This window comes from Geomonas sp., assembly GCF_056994735.1.
This window is the reverse complement of sequence record NZ_JBXKJL010000312.1, coordinates 1-18,396: the sequence shown is the minus strand read 5'-3', so window position 1 is coordinate 18,396 and position 18,396 is coordinate 1. Positions and strand designations below refer to the sequence as shown.

The window sequence follows — 18,396 nt, the reverse complement described above, 5'->3', positions numbered from 1 at the left end:
GCTTTCATACATCGCGGGATTGACATATGGTGAAAATTGCATAATACTGGCGCGACATCAGTAATACCGCAGTCAAGCCTCCACATGATGCATAAGGTTACCGATGAAAACCGACCTTTTCCGCAGCATCGCCACCAACCTCCCCAACGGCATCTACGTCATCCAGCACGGCAAGGCCCTCTTCGTCAACGAACGCTTCGGCAAGATCTTCGGCTACTCCTCCGTGGAGGAACTGATCGGCCGGGACATGTTCTCCTCCGTCTATCCCGACCGCGATTCCGAAGACCTCTTCCGCAGGATCCACGAGCAGCTCTTTTCCGGCGGCTCCGCCACGGTATCCTGGGGACAGCCTTCGGCCAAGGTCGACGGCACCCAGTTCTGGGTCGAGATTGAGGCAAGGCTGATCGAGGTGGAGGGAGAGCCGGCCATCCTCGGTACCATCCTGGACCGCACCGACTGCAAGCTCCTCGGCGAAGCGATGCACGCCTCCCAGGAGACGCTCAAACTCCTGCTCGATGCCATGGAGGACCGGGTCTACGTGGTGACCGACGACTACCGGATCGTCTACGCCAACCGCAAGATGAGGGAGGGCCTGTGCGGGGATCTCGCCACCGACTTCTGCTACAAGGTCTGCCGCGGCCTCGACGCCCCCTGCGCGGACTGCTCCACCGACCACATCTTCATTTCCGATAGCCCTCTCCACAAGGAGTTCTTCAACGAGGTCACCAGGCTCTGGTATTCGGTGATCGAACTCCCGATCAGGATGCCGGGGGTGGACCGCCCCACCAAGCTGGCGGTTGCCCGGGACATCACCGAGCGCAGAAAGTCGGAGAGGATGATCCGTGCCCTGTCCCACCGCCTGCTCAACGTGCAGGAAGACGAACGAAAACACCTGTCGCGCGAGTTGCACGACGACCTGGGCCAGTGCCTGAGCGCCGCGAAGATCGCGGTTGACCTGCTGGCGGAGGACCTCTCCGGCGCGCCGGGGGACGTGGCGGGACGCATGGCCCAACTCTCGGCGGTACTGCACGGGAGCGTGCAGTCGATCAGGGATATCTGCGGGGGGCTGCGTCCCTCGTCTCTCGAGCGGCTGGGACTGGTGGAGGCCATCCGCAGCCACTGCGAAACGGTGGCGCCCCGACATGGAGTCAAGGTGGATTTCCGGCCCCACGGCATGGAAGGGGTGCGGCTCTCGGCGGAGGTCGAGATCAACCTCTACCGCATCTGCCAGGAGGCGCTCCACAACGTGGTCAGGCACGCCTCGGCCACGGAGGTCGAAATCCGCCTGGTCGCCTCCCACCCCATTCTCAGGATGCGCATCACCGATAACGGCAGAGGCTTCGATTGCACGGCCTCCGGGGCAAGAGGGGACGGGCGCCTCGGACTGGTCGGCATGGCAGAGCGGGCGGATCTTGTGAAGGGAACCTTTCAGGTCGCCTCGCGGGCCGGCGAAGGGACCCGCATCGCCGTGGATGTCCCCATCGCCTAGGGCCGTGCCCTTCCGGGAAGGGGGACACCGGGGAAGGTGCTTGTGCGGAAGTCGGTGGCCGTTGCATCCCCCCCTTGTCAAAGGGGGGACAGGGGGGATTTGCCGTAGGAGCGGCATCGTTGCTGCGGTTCGCGCCTGGGAGGGCGCTCCTACGAAAGGGAGAGCCGCCACCGCATGGCTTGCGTCCCTCCTCCCTGCCCCCGGAACCGGAGGGAGAGGGAACTTGTTGTGCAGCCGGCGGGCACAAAAAAAGGGCACGTGCCGTCGGGGAGCGACAGCCGTGCCCTATCTGATTGCAACTCTGCGGTATCGGCCGCGCCAGAGTTCAGGGAATTACGGAAAGGATGCCCGGGGAGGAGCCGCAGTTCTCGCACCCGGGCCGGAAGTTATATCAAAAAGCTCCGGCTGAACGTCGCCTTCTGCGTCCGCCCGCACCGTTTCCGCCACGCTAATCCTTATCGCCCGCCACCACTTCTACTTGAGTACATTTGTTGACCTCGCCCCGTTCTCCAGCCCCCGCGCAGCCTAAAACTCCGAGCAGGCCAGTTCCTCGGCACGAAGCGGGACCTACATCGTCCGAAAGACGGTGCAGGGGATGAACCGCATCGCCCGCCTTTCCGGCCTGTCGGTCGAAATCCCTAAATAAATCATCGCCCTGGCGGCAAAGTCCTGTATTATTTACAGTGCCTCTAATCTCTGCTGCAAGGTACCCTCATGGTCATCCAGGAAAACGAACTGCTGGCGCCCTACACCTCCCTCGTCATCGGCGGACCTGCCCGCTTTTTCACTACTGCCCGCAGCCTCTCGGAGCTGCGGGAGGCGGTCAGTTTTGCCGATGAGAGCAAGGTCCCCTTCGCCATACTCGGTGGGGGGAGCAATCTGCTGGTGAGCGACGACGGCTTCGATGGCCTGGTGATCAGGCTCAAGCTGGAGGGTGTGGCCATAGCGGGAACTTGGGTAAATGCGGGGGCGGGGGTTGACCTGACCTGGCTGGTGCACCATACCGCGGACCGGGGGCTGGCAGGGATGGAGTCGCTGGCGGGGATTCCGGGACTGGTCGGAGGAGCGGTGCGGGGCAACGCCGGGGCCTATGGGACCTGCATCGGCGAGCTCTGCCACAGGATATTCGCCCTGGAGGCCGATACCCTGGACCTTGTGGCCCTCAACCGGGAGCAATGCCGGTTCAGGTACCGCAACAGCCTCTTCAAGGATGACCGGCGCCTGATCGTGGTGGCGGCACTGTTGGAGCTCTCTCCTGACAACCGGGATGAGATCCACCAGAGGGTGCAGGCGACCCTGATCAAGCGTTCCGCCAGGAACCTGCAATGCGAAGGGAGCGTCGGCTCGTTCTTCATGAACCCTGTGGTGAGCGACAGCGGCTTGATCAGCAGGTTCGAAGAGGATCAGCATGTCCGCTGCCGGGAGGGTAGGATTCCGGCGGGGTGGCTGATCGATCAGGCGGGATTACGCAATACCAGCGTCGGCGGAGCCGCCGTCAGCTCCCAGCACGCCAACTACCTGGTGAACAGCGGCAGGGCCACCGCCGACGACATGCTGCGCCTGGCCGAACTCGTAAAAGGGAGGGTCCTGGCGGCCCTCGGGGTAGAGCTCCAGGAGGAGGTCAGCTGCCTGGGATTTACCCCCTCTCCAGTAGTTCCTGCCGAATCAGATCTGGTGCAACTTCCCGAAAACGCCTGAAGGATCCTTCCAACTCCCGGTACATCAGGGAGAGCTCGGCGGCAACTCCGTTGCCGGCATCCTCCTCTATCCGCGCAGCAATGCAGCGCATAGCCTCGGCGCCGATGTTGGCAGCAGCTCCCTTCACGCTGTGAGCATGCATGGTGGCGACGTCACAATCCCCCTCAGCGATGGCCTTGTCGAGGGCGGTCATCAATCCAGCCGTGCTCTCCTGGTATCTGTCAACGAACATCTCCAGGTACTGCGCCTCCCCCAGCCGGTCGAGAAGCCCCTTGACATCGAAGTCCGCAGCCCCGCTTCCCGCCTGGGAAAGGGTCTCTCCCTGCCCCGGCAGCGAATCATGTCCCTCCCTCGCCACCTCCCCTTCCGGCGGTCCGGCAACCGGCCGCGCCTTTTCCGGCAGCCAGCGCTGCAGGACTCCCCGCAGCTGCCCGATGCCGTAGGGCTTGGTCAGGTAATCGTCCATCCCGGCGGCGAAGCAGCGCTCCCGGTCGCCGGCGATGGCATTGGCGGTGAGGGCCACCACCGGGACCCGGCCGCCCCCGGCCGCCTCCTCGTGGCCGCGGATCAGGGCGCAGGCTGCGAAGCCGTCGAGCTGCGGCATCTGGCAGTCCATCAGGATGAGGTCGAAACCTCCAGCCCTGGCGGCGGCGACCACTTCAAGACCGTTCTGGGCGATCTCCACCCGGCAGCCCAGCATCTTCAGCATGTGCCGTACCACCTCCTGGTTCACCGGGTTGTCTTCGGCGACCAGGACGGCGGCATCGAAAGCGGCGATATCCGGCTCTTTCCCGTCCGCGCCGGCCCCGGAGCAAATGGCCGCGGCCTCCGGCAAAGCGGCGCCGAAACGGGCGGTGAACCAGAAGGTCGAGCCTTCCCCCGGTTCGCTTTCCACCCCCATCTCCCCGCCCATCAGCTCGGCCAGCTGCCTGGCGATGGCGAGGCCCAGGCCGGTGCCACCGTAGTTGCGGGTGGTGGAATAGTCGGCCTGGGTGAAGCTGTCGAAGATCCGCAGCTGGGCTTCGTGGTCGATGCCGATCCCTGTATCGGCCACCTCGAAGCGCAGCAGCAAAGCCTCGCCTCCACCCTCCATCCGGCTGATCCGCAGCGACACCTCACCCCGGCTGGTGAACTTCAAGGCGTTCCCGACCAGGTTCACCAGGATCTGGCGGAGACGCACCTGGTCGCCCTCCAGGTGCCGCGGCACCCCCCCCTGAACCGCCAGCTTAAGCCCGAGCCCCTTGCGCCGCGCCGCCGTGGAGAACATCAGCCTCACCTCCGAGACGAGGGCCTGGAGGTCGAATACGGAGAGTTCCAGCTCCATCCGTCCCGCCTCGATCTTGGAGAAGTCGAGGATGCTGTTGATTATCGAGAGGAGGGACTCGCCCGAGGCCCGTACCCCCTCGGCGAACCCTTGCTGCTCACCGGCCAGGCCGCTCTCCAGCAGCAGGGAGATCATCCCCAACACCCCGTTCATGGGGGTGCGTATCTCGTGGCTCATGTTGGCGAGGAACTGCGATTTGGCGATGTTGGCGGCTTCCGCTGCCTCCTTGGCCTGCTGCAGCTTGGCCACGGTCTGGTTGAGTTCCAGGTTGGTCGACGAGAGCTCGGCGGTCCGGTTCAACACCACCTCCTCCAGCTCGTCGCGGTTGGCCTCCAGCTTCTCGTCGCGCTGCTGGATCTGCACCAGCATCTCGTTGAAGCCGTCGATCAGGGTCCCGAGCTCGTCGTCCCCTTCCTTCCTGGCCCTGAGGGCGTAGCTCTTGTCGCGACTGACGGCCTTCATGACCTCGACCAGGTGCATGATCGGGTCGGAAATCACCCGCTGCAGCCGTGAGGCAAGGAGGTAGACCAGCAGCAGCCCGCCGATCATGACACCGGTCACCAGGGCGAAGAAGGACCGGAGGCGCTCGGTGAACTCCCGGCTGTCGGCCTGGATCACCACCATGCCGATCTGCTGGCCGTCCAGGACGATCGGTGCCTGGGCGTAGAGGTCATGCCGTATGGCGAAGGGGGAACGTGACTCCTGCAGCAAGCGGGTGAGCTTCGCGCCGTCGATACGGAAGCCGTCGCCGGAAGCGGAGGCGAAGGGAACCTGCCGCAGCTGCACCCCTTTCCCGAAGTACGAGGCCAGGGACTCTCCGTTTTTCAGGACCACGAAGGCCGCCGTGATTTCCGGCTTGGCCTTGAGACCGGAGAGGGTGTCCGCGGCGGCGTTGCGGTCGTTGAAGGCAACGGCGGCGGAGGTGTTGTTGGCGACGATCTCCGAGACCGCTTCCTGTTCCCCGCGCTCCTCGGTCAGGAAGCTGGCAGCCTCGTTGACCACGAAGGCTGCGCCGACCACGGCAAGGACGATGCAGTTGGTCAGCAGGAGTATGGCGATCAGCTTTTGTCTTATGGAGAAATCGCGAAAGCGGCAGATCATCAGCCCCCCTATTCCGACACGTCGTGCGCAAGCTTCAGCAACTGAGAGCTGACCCTGAGCCTGGCGCGGGTGGCTGCGGCAAGGTTGACGTCGAAACCGACACGTTTTTTAATGAAGACCAGATTAATCATCCCTCCGGCCTCGCAGAAGCCGTCCTGATCCCCGACCGTCAGTATCCGTAAGCTGTGGGCTTGTCTGAGGATGTGGGAGAGGCGGCCCTTTTCAGAGGCGCAAATGAAGAGGAGGTCGCACCCTTTGACCTCCTCGACGGTGCGGAAGTGGGTCACGATGATCCTGCGCCCCTTGGCGGTTTTCCCCTTCACCGCATCGAGGGCGTCGTCGAAAGGGTCGCGTCCCAGGATCCCAATGCAGATGGTGGATGGCGAGCTCATGCCATCGGGCCACTCCACGAACTTCAGGAAGTTGTAGAGGAAGGCGGCCTTGACCTGGTACTCGGGGCTTGCCGGCGAGGCCGCCAGCGTACCGGCACTCCCCGCCAGCAGCGAAAGGAAGAGTGCGAGGAGCACGGCGCCCTGCCTCGGGCAGCGCATCAGGCTCGGTATAAGCGGACTTACAGCCCTATGTATCGCCGGCCCAATGGCCATGGTTCCTCGGGATTTTCAAGAGGGATATTTTATTAAGGGGATGCCAGGACTTGATCAATGAGAACCGAAACCCCTTGCTGCTTGTCGGCAGGCGTGTGGAAAACTTGAGGAAAAGCTGACAGGTGTGGCGGGGCGCGGGCCGGGTCGTGCGAAGGGGAAAAGGTACTGCGGCGACTGCGACGGGAACGTTGGGAGGCGGAAACGAGCGAGAGCGGGAGTCGGCTGTGATGAACCACTGGCAACCGACACGCTGATGAAGGGGTTCGCGCCTGGAAGGCGCTCCTACGGAAAAGGTTCCCGTGGTTCCCGTGGTTCCCGTGGTTCCCGTGGTCCACATGGTCCCCAAAGGTCCCCGTGATCCCGAAGGGGCGGCGGGGACTACTTCACGGGTCTCACAAAGAGCGCCTTGATCGAGCCGAGCTCTGAGGTGACCTGCCTGGAGAGCCGGCCATACTCCTCCGGCGTCTTGGCAACCTCCAGGCGCCCCATGACCTCGGAGAAGCGCTTGAGCTCCTTGGTGGCGTTGCGGTCGACCAGCTTGGGCATCAGGGTCTGCCAGGTCAGGTGCATCCGCATCACGATGTTGGCCAGTTTCTCGTTCCTCCTGGTCTCCGACCAGATCCCCAGCTCCCGGGCGTTGTAGTCGAGAAGAGAGACCTCGGTCGGGACGCCGGGCCGGAACTGGACCGCCACCGTTGCGGCAATGAGGGTAATCCTGTTGGCATAGCGCATCATTTCCAGCCGGTCCTTGGCGGCCAGCGCCTGATCGAGCTCGGTGACGGTGTGCTTGAGGCGGGACAACAGCATGCTGTTGGAATCGTCCTGGACTATGGGAAGGGAGGCTGCGGTTCTTTTCAGCCCTTCGAGTTTTTTGCCTATGCGGTCGACCCTGCCGGCCGACGCCAGCTCGAAGATCTCCTCCGCGGACGTCGAGACTGACTCCAGCTCCGAGGCGACGGGGTTTACCCGGGGCGCCGGGGCTGTCCGCGGCTGCTCCTTCGGCGGGGTGAGTGTGTATGCCTGGCGAGGCTGCTCCTTACCGGGGGCAGCGCTGGCATGCGGCTGCCGCGGTTGCTCCCTACCGGCCACGGCAGGCCCGTTGGCTTCGGCCGGAAAAGCGGGGAGGCAGACCAGGGCGATACCTGCGAGGATGACGAGAAGCTGCGGGTAGTGCACCGTGCGGCTGGAAAAGCTGGTATGGACTTTCTGCTTCATTTGCAACGAGACCCGTTAAAGTTGAGGATTAAGATCACGACCAAAAGTGAAAGCCGGACAGGCTTGCGCCGAAGGGCCATCTACGCGGAGCTAGAGGCCGGCCAGTTTCTTCAGCTTCTCCAACTCCCCTTCCGGGATCGAGGTGAACATCACGCCTATGCCCGGAATGCTGATCAGCAACCTGGTACTCTGCATGCCCCCCTGTGCCACCCTTCCGGGGAGATCCCTCCGGGCTGAACATCCCTAACACAACAAGCTGCCGCAGGCAAGGGATTAATTGAGATAAGAAACATGCCCAGGATTGCGTCCTGGGCATGGGTGAAATCGACTCAGGCCTGTGCCATGAAGCCGCTTATTTTCCGTGTGAGTACTTGATCAGGAGTTGCTGCAGGCGCTTGGTGGCGGCAGACTTCTTGCCGGCCTTGCCGGCGATGACTTCCTGCGAGGTGAGCGGTTTGCCGTAGTACGTGGCGTTGGAATCCTGGTCGACCAGGAGGACAGACCCCTCGAGGGAAACGCCTCCGAAGACCCCGCGGCTGCGGGAGTAGGAGAGGATCTCGGACTTGAGCATGATGTCGGTAGCCGCTTCAGCGCTGCGCCCGACCGGCCCGGCAGCGACCGAGACGTCGGCACCGAGAGTAAACTTCCCTTTCAGCAGTCCTTCCACCCCTCTCTGGCTCTTGAAGACCAGGATCAGGTCGGTTGCCTTGCCTCCGATCTGCCAGCCGACGCTGGCGCCGCTGATGGAGACGAAAAGAGGATCGCTCCAGCGCCCGCTCTCTTCCTTGACCAGGGCCACGCCGGTCCCGTGACGGCCGCCGACGACGAAAGCGCCCTTGATGGTGTCAGGAATGATGACCACGGCCTTGGCGTTACGAAGCAGTGCCGGCGGGATGCCTTTCTCGGGAATCCTTTCGATTTGGGCGATAACTTCGGCGGAATCGCGCACGTCCTTGGCCGCGTTCCTGGCCAAAGCGGAGGTGGCCCACGCCCCGACCAGCAACAACGCAACCAATACCAGTGAGATGCCCCTTGCGATCTTCATGGTTGAACCTCCTTTTACTCTTGGTCCGGCCCTATCGGCACGGTCAACGTTCGTGATTTCCATGCCTTCACCTTCACCGGCTGATATTCGAGCAATAGGTGTATGGATATCATAGACAGGGGGGTTGTCAATGCGGGGCCAAGGCTGTGGCATTAGGCAAGGTATTGAGTATGGGCGGAGGGGATGACAGGAGCGATCTTTGGAGAAGAGGCACCATCGGGGCGCCCGTCTGTGGTTGAAGGAGGATGATGATAGAGAGCAATAGTTAGGTTAAACCAGCAGATTCAGCCACAGGGCGTAAGAAAGGGCAAAGGAGGAGAAAGGGTCTTTTTATACTTGGGGAAGTGAGTGACTGAAAGCACCTCCCCCGGTGGAGGAGGTGCCGCTGTATGAGGGATTCGCTACCGACATCGTCACTGCGCGGGCAAAGTGACGGGGAACTCCACGTCGTCGATGATCAGCTTCGTGGTACTCCCATCCTCTTTCCTCACAAAGATGCGCAGGCCGTTGAGGAAGCTGATGGTGACCTTGCCGCTGGAAGTCGTGTACCAGGTAGTCGGGTCCCCGGCCGTGTTGGCCACGGAGAAGAGCGCCGAGTTGTTGGAATCGGTGATCGACACCAGGTGGCCGGCGGTATCGATGCTGGTGGCAACGGCAAAGGTTTGAAAGAGGTTCCCGAACTGGGTGCGCGAGATGAAGCTCACGAGGGTGACGAGCCGGGTGGTGCTGGTGAAGGTCCCGGAGAGGTTGCCGATGTCGACGGTGGTGGTGGTCAGGGTGCCGACAGCCGCCGCCGAGGTGTGACTGACCGTCACCTTGTCTCCGTTTTTCACCGTTCCTTCCGCGTCGGTCTCGGCACCGTCGTTGATGGAGTACTTGCTGTTCGTTCCGCCGGAGATCTTGATGGGACTGCTATCTCCGGTCAGCCCGGAAACGGTTATGGCCTCCGAAGTGACTTTGGTGGCAAGTTCTACACCTGTCTTGCTGGGGAAGGAGAAGAAATCCGGAGTCGTCGGCAGTCTCTTATAGGCGGGGAACCAGTCCACTCCGCCGCAGCCTGCAATGGTCATTACCATAACTATGAGAAAGGTGATCTTGATGCAGTCCAGTGCTCGCAAAGATGTGTACATTACTTCCTCTCAGGATACCAGCGTTAGGAGGGCCTGATACTATCGCAAGAGGATCACTTTGACAAGCTGATACATCCTTCGTCGACAGAGTCGCTGGCGAAGTAGGGCCCTCAATGTCCCGGTTTATCAACGACGTCCGCCAAAGAGGAGGCATCCCATCCCCCTCCGAGTGCCTTGACCAGGAGGACGCTGGCAGTGAGCCGCCGGGACTGGATTGAGACGGCGCTTCTCTCGTTGGCGAGGGCGATCGCCTGGAATATCACCACGTTCAGATAGCTTACGATGCCTGCCTTGTACTGGTTCAGCGTCACAGTCAGCGTATCGCGTGACGACCTCACCGCCTCATCCTGCACCCTCGCCTCGGCCTCCAGTATGCGCAAGGCGGCCAGATTATCCTCCACCTCCTGGAAGGCCGTCAGCACCGTCTGCCGATACGCAGCGACGGTGGCATCATAGGCCGCCCTCGCCTCTTCGGTCTGCCCCTTCCTGAGGCCGCCATCGAAAAGGGTTTCAGAGACCGCGGCCCCGACGGCCCAGAAACGGCTGGGCCAGGAAAACCAGTCGGCCGGGGTGAGGGCCTGAAGACCGGCTGAGGCGCTCAAACGGACACTCGGGTAATAGGCCGCCATGGCGACTCCGATCTGGGCGTTGGCTGCGGCCATCCTCCTTTCGGCCCCGGCGATGTCGGGGCGGCGCTCAAGGAGCTGCGAGGGGAGACCGGCCGGTATGTCCGGGAAAATCTCGGCCAGCGGCGCCACAGGAAGAGAGAAGGACGAGGCCGGCTTGCCGACCAGCATGGCGATGGCATGTTCGAGCTGGGACCGCTGCACCCCCAGATCGATCGCCTGGGCTTGTGCAGTCTGCAGCTGGGTTTCCGCCTGGAGGAGGTCCGACCTCGCCGCAATCCCGCTGTTATAGCGGTTGCGGGTCAGATCCAGCCCCCTCTGGTAGCTCGCCACCGTTTCGTCCAGGAGCTTTTTCTCCGCATCCTGGGCGCGCAGGAGGAAGTAATCCTGCGCCAGTTCGCTCTGTGCGCTCAGCGTGGCGGCGGCAAGGTCCGCCTCGGTCGCCTGGGCCGCTGCCTTGTTGGCTTCCACGCTGCGCCGGATCCGGCCCCAGACGTCCGCCTCCCAGCTGAGGTCGAAGGGGAGGGAATACTCGGTGGCGGCCGTGGAACTTCCCCGTACCGTGGTGATGGTGGTGCCGCCGCTGGTGGTGGTCGTGCCGGAACCGGTACCGCCTCTGACCGAATGGGTGATCGAAGGTCCTACGGTGACCGTGGGGAAGTATCCGGCACGGGCCTCCCGGACCAGGGCCTTTGCCTGTCGGAAGTGGGCCTCCGCCTGGATGATGTTCTGGTTGGAGATCGCCACCTGCTCCTCGAGGGCGGTCAGCACCGGGTCGTTGAAGAGTTCCCACCAGCGCTGGTCCAGCCTGCCGCGACCTGGTTGGGCGATTTTCCACCCCACCGTCTCCTTGAAGACCTCCGGCGCCGGCGCGGAGGGACGGACATAATCGGGCCCAACCGTGCAGGCGGCGAGCGTAGCCGCGGCGGCTGAAATGACTATTTTAGTAAAGAGGCTGTATTTGCCCATGATCGCACCTATCTATCCGAAACTGACCACCTACCAGTTGTGACGAGTCCAGCACACCCTTCGACAAGCTCAGGGTGAACGGCGATACGTCCTGCGCCCCGATCCAATTCATCCATTCGTGCTGAGCCCGTCGGAGCACATATCATGAAGCCGTTCGTGCTGAGCCTGTCGAAGCACGTGCCCCGCAAAAAGGTCGTTGTCTAGGCCCCAGTCCCCAGCCCTACTCCCTGCCTTCCACCTCCGCCTTACCCGCCTCGTAGGCCCTTCTCCCCTCGCTTTTGCCGCGCTTGCGGTTGATCCAGCCCCTGAGCCGGTCCATGTACAGATAGACCACCGGCGTCGTATAAAGGGTGAGGAGCTGGCTGAAGATCAGTCCGCCCACTATGGAGATCCCCAGCGGGCGGCGCAGCTCGCTCCCGACACCGGTACCCACGGCGAGAGGCATGGCCCCCAGCAGCGCGGCCATAGTGGTCATCATGATGGGCCGGAAGCGGAGGAGGCAGGCCTCGTAGATGGCATCCTCGGGCTTCTTCCCCTCGGTGCGCTCAGCGGAAAGGGCGAAGTCCACCATCAGGATGCCGTTTTTCTTCACGATCCCTATCAGCAGGATGACACCGATGATGGCCATCAGGCTCAGGTCGATCCTGAAGAACATCAGCGAGAGCACCGCACCCACGCCGGCCGACGGCAGGGTGGAGAGGATGGTCCACGGGTGCATGTAGCTCTCGTACAGGATGCCGAGCACGATGTAGACCGTCATCAGCGCCGCGAGGACCAGGAAAGGCTCGTTGGCAAGCGAGGACTGGAAGGCCTGCGCCGTCCCCGAAAAGCTCCCGCGCACGCCCGCGGGGAGGCCGATCTCCCTGGAGGCGGCGCTGATCGCCTTGACGGCCTCTCCCAGCGCCACCCCCGGCGAGAGGTTGAAGGAGAGCGTGATGGAGGGGAACTGCCCCTGGTGGTTCACGGCGAGCGGCGACGCGTTGCGTTCGAAGCGGGTGAAGGCGGAGAGGGGCACCAGGGTCCCGGTGCTGGAGGGGACGTAGATGTCGTTCAGCGTCTCGGGGCGCTGCCAGAAGGCCGGGTCCACCTCCATGACCACGTGGTACTGGTTCAAGAGGGTGTAGTGTATGCCGACCTGGCGCTGCCCGAAGGCGTCGTAAAGCGTGCTGTCGATCACCTGCGGGGTGATGCCGAGCCGGGAGGCGGTCGGGCGGTCTATCACCAGCGTCGCCTCGCGCCCCCTGTCCTGCAGGTCGCTGGAGAGGTCGACCAGCTGCGGCACCGTCCTCAACTTCCCGAGCAGCCTCTGCGAACCCGCGTTCAACTCGGCCAGGTTGTCCCCCTGCAACGTGTACTGGTAAAGGGCGCTGCTGACCCTCCCGCCGACCCTGAGGTCCTGCACCGGCTGCAGGAAGGTCGGCGCCCCCGGGATGGAGGATAACTTGCCGCGCAGCCTCTTGATGATCTGCTGGGCGGATGACTTGCGGGCCTCGAAGGGTTTCAGCGAGATGAACATGCGCCCGGTATTGGTGGCCGACCCTCCCCCGCCGGTGAAGCCGACCACGTACTCCACGTCGGGGTCCTTCTGGATGATGGCGACCACCTCCGCCAGTTTCTCGCTCATCGCCTGGAACGAGATGTCCTGCGCCGCCTGGATGTTGCCGGCGAGCCGGCCGGTGTCCTGCTCGGGGAAGAAACCCTTCGGCGTCATGTAGAAGAGGAGGATGTTGACCACCACCGTGGAGAGCATCACCAACAGCATGATCCGGTGGTGCCTGAGCGCCCAGCGAAGCGTCGTCTGGTAGTTCCGGTGCATCCAGTCGAACATCCGTTCGCTGGCCCGGAAGACGATCCCGTGCTCGCGCGGCTCCTCCAGCTTAAGGACCGTTGCGCACATCATCGGGGTGAGGGTCAGGGAGACGACCAGCGAGACCATGATGGCCGCCGACAGGGTGACCGCGAACTCCCGGAAGAGCCTCCCCACCATCCCCCCCATGAGGAGGATCGGGATGAAGACCGCGACCAGCGAGACGCTCATGGAGAAGACCGTGAAAGCGATCTCCCGGCTTCCGATGAGCGCGGCCTGCAGGGGCGAGTGCCCCATCTCCCGGTACCGGGTGATGTTCTCCAGCACCACGATGGCGTCGTCGACCACGAAACCGGTCGCGACGGCAAGCGCCATCAGGGAGAGGTTGTCGAGGGAGTAGCCGCAGAGGTACATGGCCAGGAAGGTCCCTATGATGGAGACCGCTACGGCGACCGCCGGGATCAGGGTGGCGCGGACGTTGCGCAGGAACCAGAATACGACCAGGATCACCAGCATGGCCGAGATTACCAGGGATAGCCCCACGTCGTGGAGCGAGGCCCGGATCGGGGGGGTGCGGTCGACCACGACCGAAAGATCGATGGCAGCGGGAAGTGCCGCCTTGAGCTGCGGCAGCAGGGCCCTCACGTTGTCCACCGTCTCTATGATGTTGGCGCCTGGCTGCCGGAAGAGGATGACCATGACGGCGGGCTTGCCGTTGACGATCCCCGTGGTGCGGATATCCTCTACCGAGTCCCGCACGCTTGCCACGTCCGAGAGCCTGACGGCGGCGCCGGAGCGGTAGGTCACCACGAGCGGCAGGTAATCCTGGGCCGAGGCGAGCTGGTCGTTGGTCGCGATCGTCCAGCTCTTGTCGGCCGAGTGCAGCGACCCCTTGGGGCGGTTCACCGTGCTCGACGAGATGACGCCGCGGACCTCATCGAGGCTGATGCCGTAGCGGCTGAGCTGCAGCGGGTTGAGTTCGACGCGGACCGCCGGGAGCGAGCTCCCCCCCACCAAGACCTGCCCCACCCCCTTCACCTGGGAGAGCTTTTGCTGCAGGATGCTGGAGGCTGCATCGTATAGCTGCGGCTTGGACATGGTGTCCGAGGTGAGCGACAGGATCAGGATCGGCGCGTCCGACGGGTTCACCTTGCGGTAGCTCGGGTTGCTCGGGAGGTTCGCCGGGAGATAGCCGCGCGCCGCGTTGATGGCGCCCTGCACGTCGCGGGCGGCGCCGTTGATGTCCCGGTTCAGTTCGAACTGGAGGGTGATGTTGGTCGAGCCGCGGGAGCTCGTCGAAGTCATCTCCGTGACACCCGCAATGCGGCCGAACTGGCGTTCCAGGGGGGCCGCGACCGAGGTCGACATCGTCTCCGGATCCGCGCCCGGGAGGGAGGCCGAGACCGAGATGGTGGGGAAGTCCACCTGGGGAAGCGGCGACACCGGGAGGAGGTGGAAGGCGATGATCCCCGACAGCACCAGCCCCAGTGTCAGCAGCGAAGTTGCCACCGGGCGGGATATGAAGATGGATGAAAAGTTCATGGTGCGGCACCGAATTAGGTGACTTTTACCCCCTGTTGATGAAGGTGGAGATAGTCTCCACCCGGCATACAGAAAACCTCCTCAAGTACTACCGAATCCCGCTGGCCTTACGTCCCCCCCTTGACAAAGGGGGGACAGGGGGGATTTAGCCGTTCCCGGCAGACGCGGAATATTTCCTGAAGCACTGCATCCGTCTCACCCAGCACCTGTCTATTATCGAAACGCAGCACCGAGAGCCCATGTTTCGAGAGAAACTCATCACGCTCGCGGTCCGAGACTTGATTCTCGTCCTCGAGATGCTGACTCCCATCAACCTCGATCACGAGATCAACAGCAGGGGCATAGAAATCAACCACATGCGGGCCGATCGGCTTCTGCGAGTGGAACTGGATGCCCAGGATCTGTTTCCTACGCAAGCGGGACCAAAGCAGGAGCTCAGCATCTGTCATCTTCTTACGCAACGTCCGAGAAGGGCCTTTCAGGCTCGGAGTGTAGAGACGGTATTTCATAAGAAGCAATCCCCCCTAGCCCCCCTTTATCAAGGGGGGGACTGTCAGGATGTCTTTCTTTCCCATTGCGCCAATGGCACCTGATTCCGCGAGTGATCCAAAATTCGACGAACCTGCCCCATCGTATATTGTCGCTCGTCGGGCCACCAAGCCTCCCCTCACGCCCCCCCCTTGACAAAGGGGGGACAGGGGGGATTTGCCTCTCCTTTCCCTCCTACTCTTCCACCACATCCCCCCCGGGCCCCGGCGGCTTGCTGGCTGCCCGCTTCATCACCCTTCTCGACAATCTGTCGAAGGCGAGGTAGATCACCGGGGTGGTGTAGAGTGTCAGGATCTGGCTGATCAGTAATCCCCCGATGATGGAGATCCCCAGCGGCCGGCGCAGCTCGCTCCCCACTCCGTGGCCGAGCGCCAGGGGCAGGGCTCCCAGCAACGCGGCAAAGGTGGTCATCATGATCGGCCTGAACCTCAAAAGTGACGCCTGGAAGATCGCCTCCTCCGGGGGCTTCCCCTCGTTGCGCTCGGCGTCGATGGCGAAGTCGACCATCATGATCCCGTTCTTCTTGACGATCCCGATCAACAGGATGATGCCGATCAGGGCTACCACGGTCAGGTCCTGCCGGCAAACTATCAGCGAGAAGACGGCCCCGGCGCCGGCGGACGGCAGGGTGGAGAGTATGGTGACGGGGTGGATGAAGCTCTCGTAGAGCACGCCGAGCACTATGTAGACCGTGATCAGCGCGGCCAGGATCAGTATTGGCTGGCTCTTGAGCGATTCCTGGAAGGCCTGTGCTGTCCCCTGGAAGGTCCCGCGGATGCTGGCGGGAAGCCCCATGTTCCTCGTCGCCTCCTCGATCGCTGCGACGGCGCCGCCGAGCGAGACGCCAGGGGCCAGGTTGAACGAGGTGGTGACGGCGGGGAACTGCCCCTGCCGGTTCACCACCAGCGGCGTGGTCGTTTCGCTCGCGCGGCTCAGGCTGGAAAGGGGGATGCTCCCACCGGTGCTGCCGCGCAGGTAGATGGAGTCGAGCCCCCCGGGGCCTCTCTTGAATTCGTCCTGCACGGATAGGACCACGCGGTACTGGTTCAGCTCGGTGAAGATGGTGGAGATCTGGCGCTGGCCGAAGGCGTCGTAAAGGGTGTCGTCGATCAGCTGCATGTTGATGCCGAGCCTGGAGGCGGTGGCACGGTCGATGTCGAGCGCCATCATCAGCCCCAGGTCCTGCTGGTCGGAGCTTACGTCGCGGAGCTCGTCGCGCCTGGATAGCACCTCCAGCACCTTCGGCGCCCAAAGCTTCAGCTCTTCTGTATTCGGGTCCTCCAGGGTGTACTGGAACTGGGTCCGGCTGACCCTGGCGTCCACTGTCAGGTCCTGCACCGGCTGCATGAAGAGCTGGATTCCCGGGACCTTTGCCAGTTCAGGCTGCAGCCTGCGGATCACTTCGCTCGCGCTCAGGTCCCGTTGCGAGTGCGGCTTGAGGTTGATCAGTATCCGGCCGGAGTTGAGGGTCGGGTTGGTCCCATCGACGCCGATGAACGAGGAGAGGCTTACGACCGCCGGGTCCTGCAGGATCACCCGGGCCAGCGCCTGCTGCCGCTCGGCCATGGCAGCGAAGGAGATCGATTGGGGCGCCTCCGATATCCCCTGGATCGCCCCCGTGTCCTGGATAGGGAAGAACCCCTTGGGAATGTAGATGTACAGGAGCACCGTGATGACCAGGGTCGCCACCGCCACCAGGAGCGTCGCGCCTTGGTGCTTCAGCACGTAGCGCAGAGACCTGCCGTACCTCTCGATGGTCCGGTCGAAGAAGCGCCCTGAGGCGTGATAGAACCATCCCTGCTTCTCCTCCGGGATATGTTTCAAGAGCCGGGCGCACATCATCGGGGTGAGGGTGAGCGACACCACCGCCGAAATGAGGATGGTGACGCCCAGGGTGATGGCGAACTCGCGGAAGAGCCGTCCCACCACGTCCCCCATGAAGAGGAGCGGTATCAGCACCGCGATCAGCGAGATGGTAAGGGAGAGGATGGTGAACCCTATCTGCTCCGCCCCCTTCAGGGCCGCCTGGAGCGGACTCTCCCCCACCTCCACGTAGCGCGAGATATTTTCGATCATGACGATGGCGTCGTCGACCACGAAACCGGTGGAGATGGTGAGCGCCATCAGCGAGAGGTTGTTGAGCGAGAAACCGAGCAGATACATGATGCCGAAGGTGCCGACCAGTGACAGCGGCACCGCGACGCTCGGGATGGCGGTGGCCGGCAGCGACCTCAGGAAGAGGAAGATCACCATCACCACCAGCACTACCGCCAGGAGGAGCTCCAACTGCACGTCCTTCACCGATTCCCGGATGGTGGTTGTGCGGTCGGTGAGTACCTGCACCTTGATCGAGGCGGGAAGCGAGCCCTGCAACTGCGGCAGCAGCCCCTTGATCCTGTCCACCACCTCGATCACGTTGGCGCCCGGCTGGCGCTGGATGTTCACGATTACCGCAGGCGTCTCGTTCATCCATGCCGCCTGGTTGACATTCTCCGTGTCGTCGATGACCTGCGCGACATCGGTCAGCTTGACGGGGGCGCCGTTGCGGTAGGCGACTATCAGCGGCTGGAAGTCTTTGCTGGAGTAGAGCTGGTCGTTGGCGCCGATGATGAAGGCCTGGCGCGGTCCGTCGAAGCCCCCTTTGGCCTGGTTGACGTTGGCTGCGGCGATGGCGCTGCGCAGATCCTCCATGGTCACGCCGTACGAGGCGAGAGCGGTGGGATTGGCGTGAATGCGGACCGCCGGGCGCTGCCCCCCACTGATGCTGACCAGGCCGACGCCGGGGAGCTGGGAGATCTTTTGGGCAAAGCGGGTATCGGCCAGGTCCTCCACCTGGGGCAGCGGCAGGGCGTTGGAGCTGAGCGCCAGGGTCAAAACAGGGGTGTCGGCGGGGTTCACCTTGCTGTAGACAGGGGGGTTGGGAAGGTCCCGCGGCAGGAAGGTGAAGCTCGAGTTGATGGCCGCCTGCACCTCCTGCTCGGCATCGTCTAGCGAGAGGTCGAGGGTGAACTGGAGCGTGATGACCGAGCTCCCGTTGGAGCTGGTCGAGGTCATCTGGGTGAGGCCGGGCATCTGGCCGAACTGCCGCTCCAGCGGCGCCGTGACCGAGGTCGCCATCACCTCCGGGCTTGCGCCGGGGTAGAAGGTCCGCACCTGGATGATCGGGTAGTCGACCTGGGGAAGCGCCGACACCGGCAAAAGCCGGTAGGCTGCGGCCCCCGCCAGCAAGATGGCGACCATCAACAGCGTGGTCGCCACCGGTCGCAGAATGAATTGACGCGAGATGTTCATGGTCC

11 protein-coding genes are annotated in these 18,396 nt (G+C 63.2%); 2 read left to right on the top strand and 9 right to left on the bottom strand.

The window, feature by feature from the left end; translation table 11 throughout:
- Positions 1-103: 103 nt before the first annotated feature.
- Together AC11W3_RS13880 and murB are read left to right on the top strand one after the other, a co-directional pair.
- Positions 104-1,489, top strand: coding sequence for a sensor histidine kinase (locus AC11W3_RS13880; protein WP_484091926.1), 1,386 nt, complete (start codon positions 104-106; stop codon positions 1,487-1,489).
- A 714-nt stretch (positions 1,490-2,203) separates the two neighbouring features.
- Positions 2,204-3,187: a UDP-N-acetylmuramate dehydrogenase gene (murB, locus tag AC11W3_RS13875; RefSeq protein WP_484090715.1), complete on the top strand. Its 984-nt coding sequence runs from the start codon at positions 2,204-2,206 to the stop codon at positions 3,185-3,187.
- On the opposite strand, the gene AC11W3_RS13870 is transcribed toward murB, so the two are convergent.
- From AC11W3_RS13870 to AC11W3_RS13830, 9 genes are all read right to left on the bottom strand, one after another.
- Positions 3,126-5,612 carry an ATP-binding protein gene (locus AC11W3_RS13870; protein ID WP_484090716.1) on the bottom strand — a complete coding sequence of 829 codons (2,487 nt, stop codon included), beginning with the start codon at positions 5,610-5,612 and terminating at the stop codon, positions 3,126-3,128. The two genes, murB and AC11W3_RS13870, sit on opposite strands and share 62 nt — an antisense overlap.
- A gap of 8 nt (positions 5,613-5,620) precedes the next feature.
- Positions 5,621-6,139: a TOL_0243 family YfiR-like periplasmic protein gene (locus AC11W3_RS13865; RefSeq protein WP_484093170.1), complete on the bottom strand. Its 519-nt coding sequence runs from the start codon at positions 6,137-6,139 to the stop codon at positions 5,621-5,623.
- 456 nt (positions 6,140-6,595) lie between these two features.
- Positions 6,596-7,432 (bottom strand): hypothetical protein, encoded by an 837-nt coding sequence (locus AC11W3_RS13860; RefSeq protein ID WP_484090718.1) that lies wholly within the window; start codon positions 7,430-7,432, stop codon positions 6,596-6,598.
- A 352-nt stretch (positions 7,433-7,784) separates the two neighbouring features.
- Entirely contained in the window at positions 7,785-8,477 is a 693-nt protein-coding gene (locus tag AC11W3_RS13855) for a lipid-binding SYLF domain-containing protein (protein WP_484090719.1), read from the bottom strand.
- A gap of 413 nt (positions 8,478-8,890) precedes the next feature.
- Positions 8,891-9,607: a hypothetical protein gene (locus tag AC11W3_RS13850; RefSeq protein ID WP_484090720.1), complete on the bottom strand. Its 717-nt coding sequence runs from the start codon at positions 9,605-9,607 to the stop codon at positions 8,891-8,893.
- Between the two features lie 110 nt (positions 9,608-9,717).
- Entirely contained in the window at positions 9,718-11,202 is a 1,485-nt protein-coding gene (locus AC11W3_RS13845) for an efflux transporter outer membrane subunit (protein ID WP_484090721.1), read from the bottom strand.
- Positions 11,203-11,422: 220 nt separating this feature from the next.
- The gene (locus tag AC11W3_RS13840) at positions 11,423-14,551 is read right to left on the bottom strand and encodes a multidrug efflux RND transporter permease subunit (protein WP_484093169.1); all 3,129 of its coding nucleotides are present in this window, start codon (positions 14,549-14,551) and stop codon (positions 11,423-11,425) included.
- A 107-nt stretch (positions 14,552-14,658) separates the two neighbouring features.
- Positions 14,659-15,060 carry an endonuclease domain-containing protein gene (locus AC11W3_RS13835; RefSeq protein WP_484093168.1) on the bottom strand — a complete coding sequence of 134 codons (402 nt, stop codon included), beginning with the start codon at positions 15,058-15,060 and terminating at the stop codon, positions 14,659-14,661.
- A gap of 214 nt (positions 15,061-15,274) precedes the next feature.
- Positions 15,275-18,396: multidrug efflux RND transporter permease subunit (locus AC11W3_RS13830; RefSeq protein WP_484093167.1), on the bottom strand; the 3,122-nt coding region annotated here is incomplete at its 5' end.

What these genes read in the sequence shown, in the direction of transcription:
- AC11W3_RS13880 (WP_484091926.1), top strand. Translation starts at nt 104, where the DNA reads ATGAAAACCGACCTTTTCCGCAGCATCGCCACCAACCTCCCCAACGGC.
- murB (WP_484090715.1), top strand. Translation starts at nt 2,204, where the DNA reads ATGGTCATCCAGGAAAACGAACTGCTGGCGCCCTACACCTCCCTCGTC.
- AC11W3_RS13870 (WP_484090716.1), bottom strand. Translation starts at nt 5,612, where the DNA reads ATGATCTGCCGCTTTCGCGATTTCTCCATAAGACAAAAGCTGATCGCC.
- AC11W3_RS13860 (WP_484090718.1), bottom strand. Translation starts at nt 7,432, where the DNA reads ATGAAGCAGAAAGTCCATACCAGCTTTTCCAGCCGCACGGTGCACTAC.
- AC11W3_RS13855 (WP_484090719.1), bottom strand. Translation starts at nt 8,477, where the DNA reads ATGAAGATCGCAAGGGGCATCTCACTGGTATTGGTTGCGTTGTTGCTG.
- AC11W3_RS13850 (WP_484090720.1), bottom strand. Translation starts at nt 9,607, where the DNA reads ATGTACACATCTTTGCGAGCACTGGACTGCATCAAGATCACCTTTCTC.
- AC11W3_RS13845 (WP_484090721.1), bottom strand. Translation starts at nt 11,202, where the DNA reads ATGGGCAAATACAGCCTCTTTACTAAAATAGTCATTTCAGCCGCCGCG.
- AC11W3_RS13840 (WP_484093169.1), bottom strand. Translation starts at nt 14,551, where the DNA reads ATGAACTTTTCATCCATCTTCATATCCCGCCCGGTGGCAACTTCGCTG.
- AC11W3_RS13835 (WP_484093168.1), bottom strand. Translation starts at nt 15,060, where the DNA reads ATGAAATACCGTCTCTACACTCCGAGCCTGAAAGGCCCTTCTCGGACG.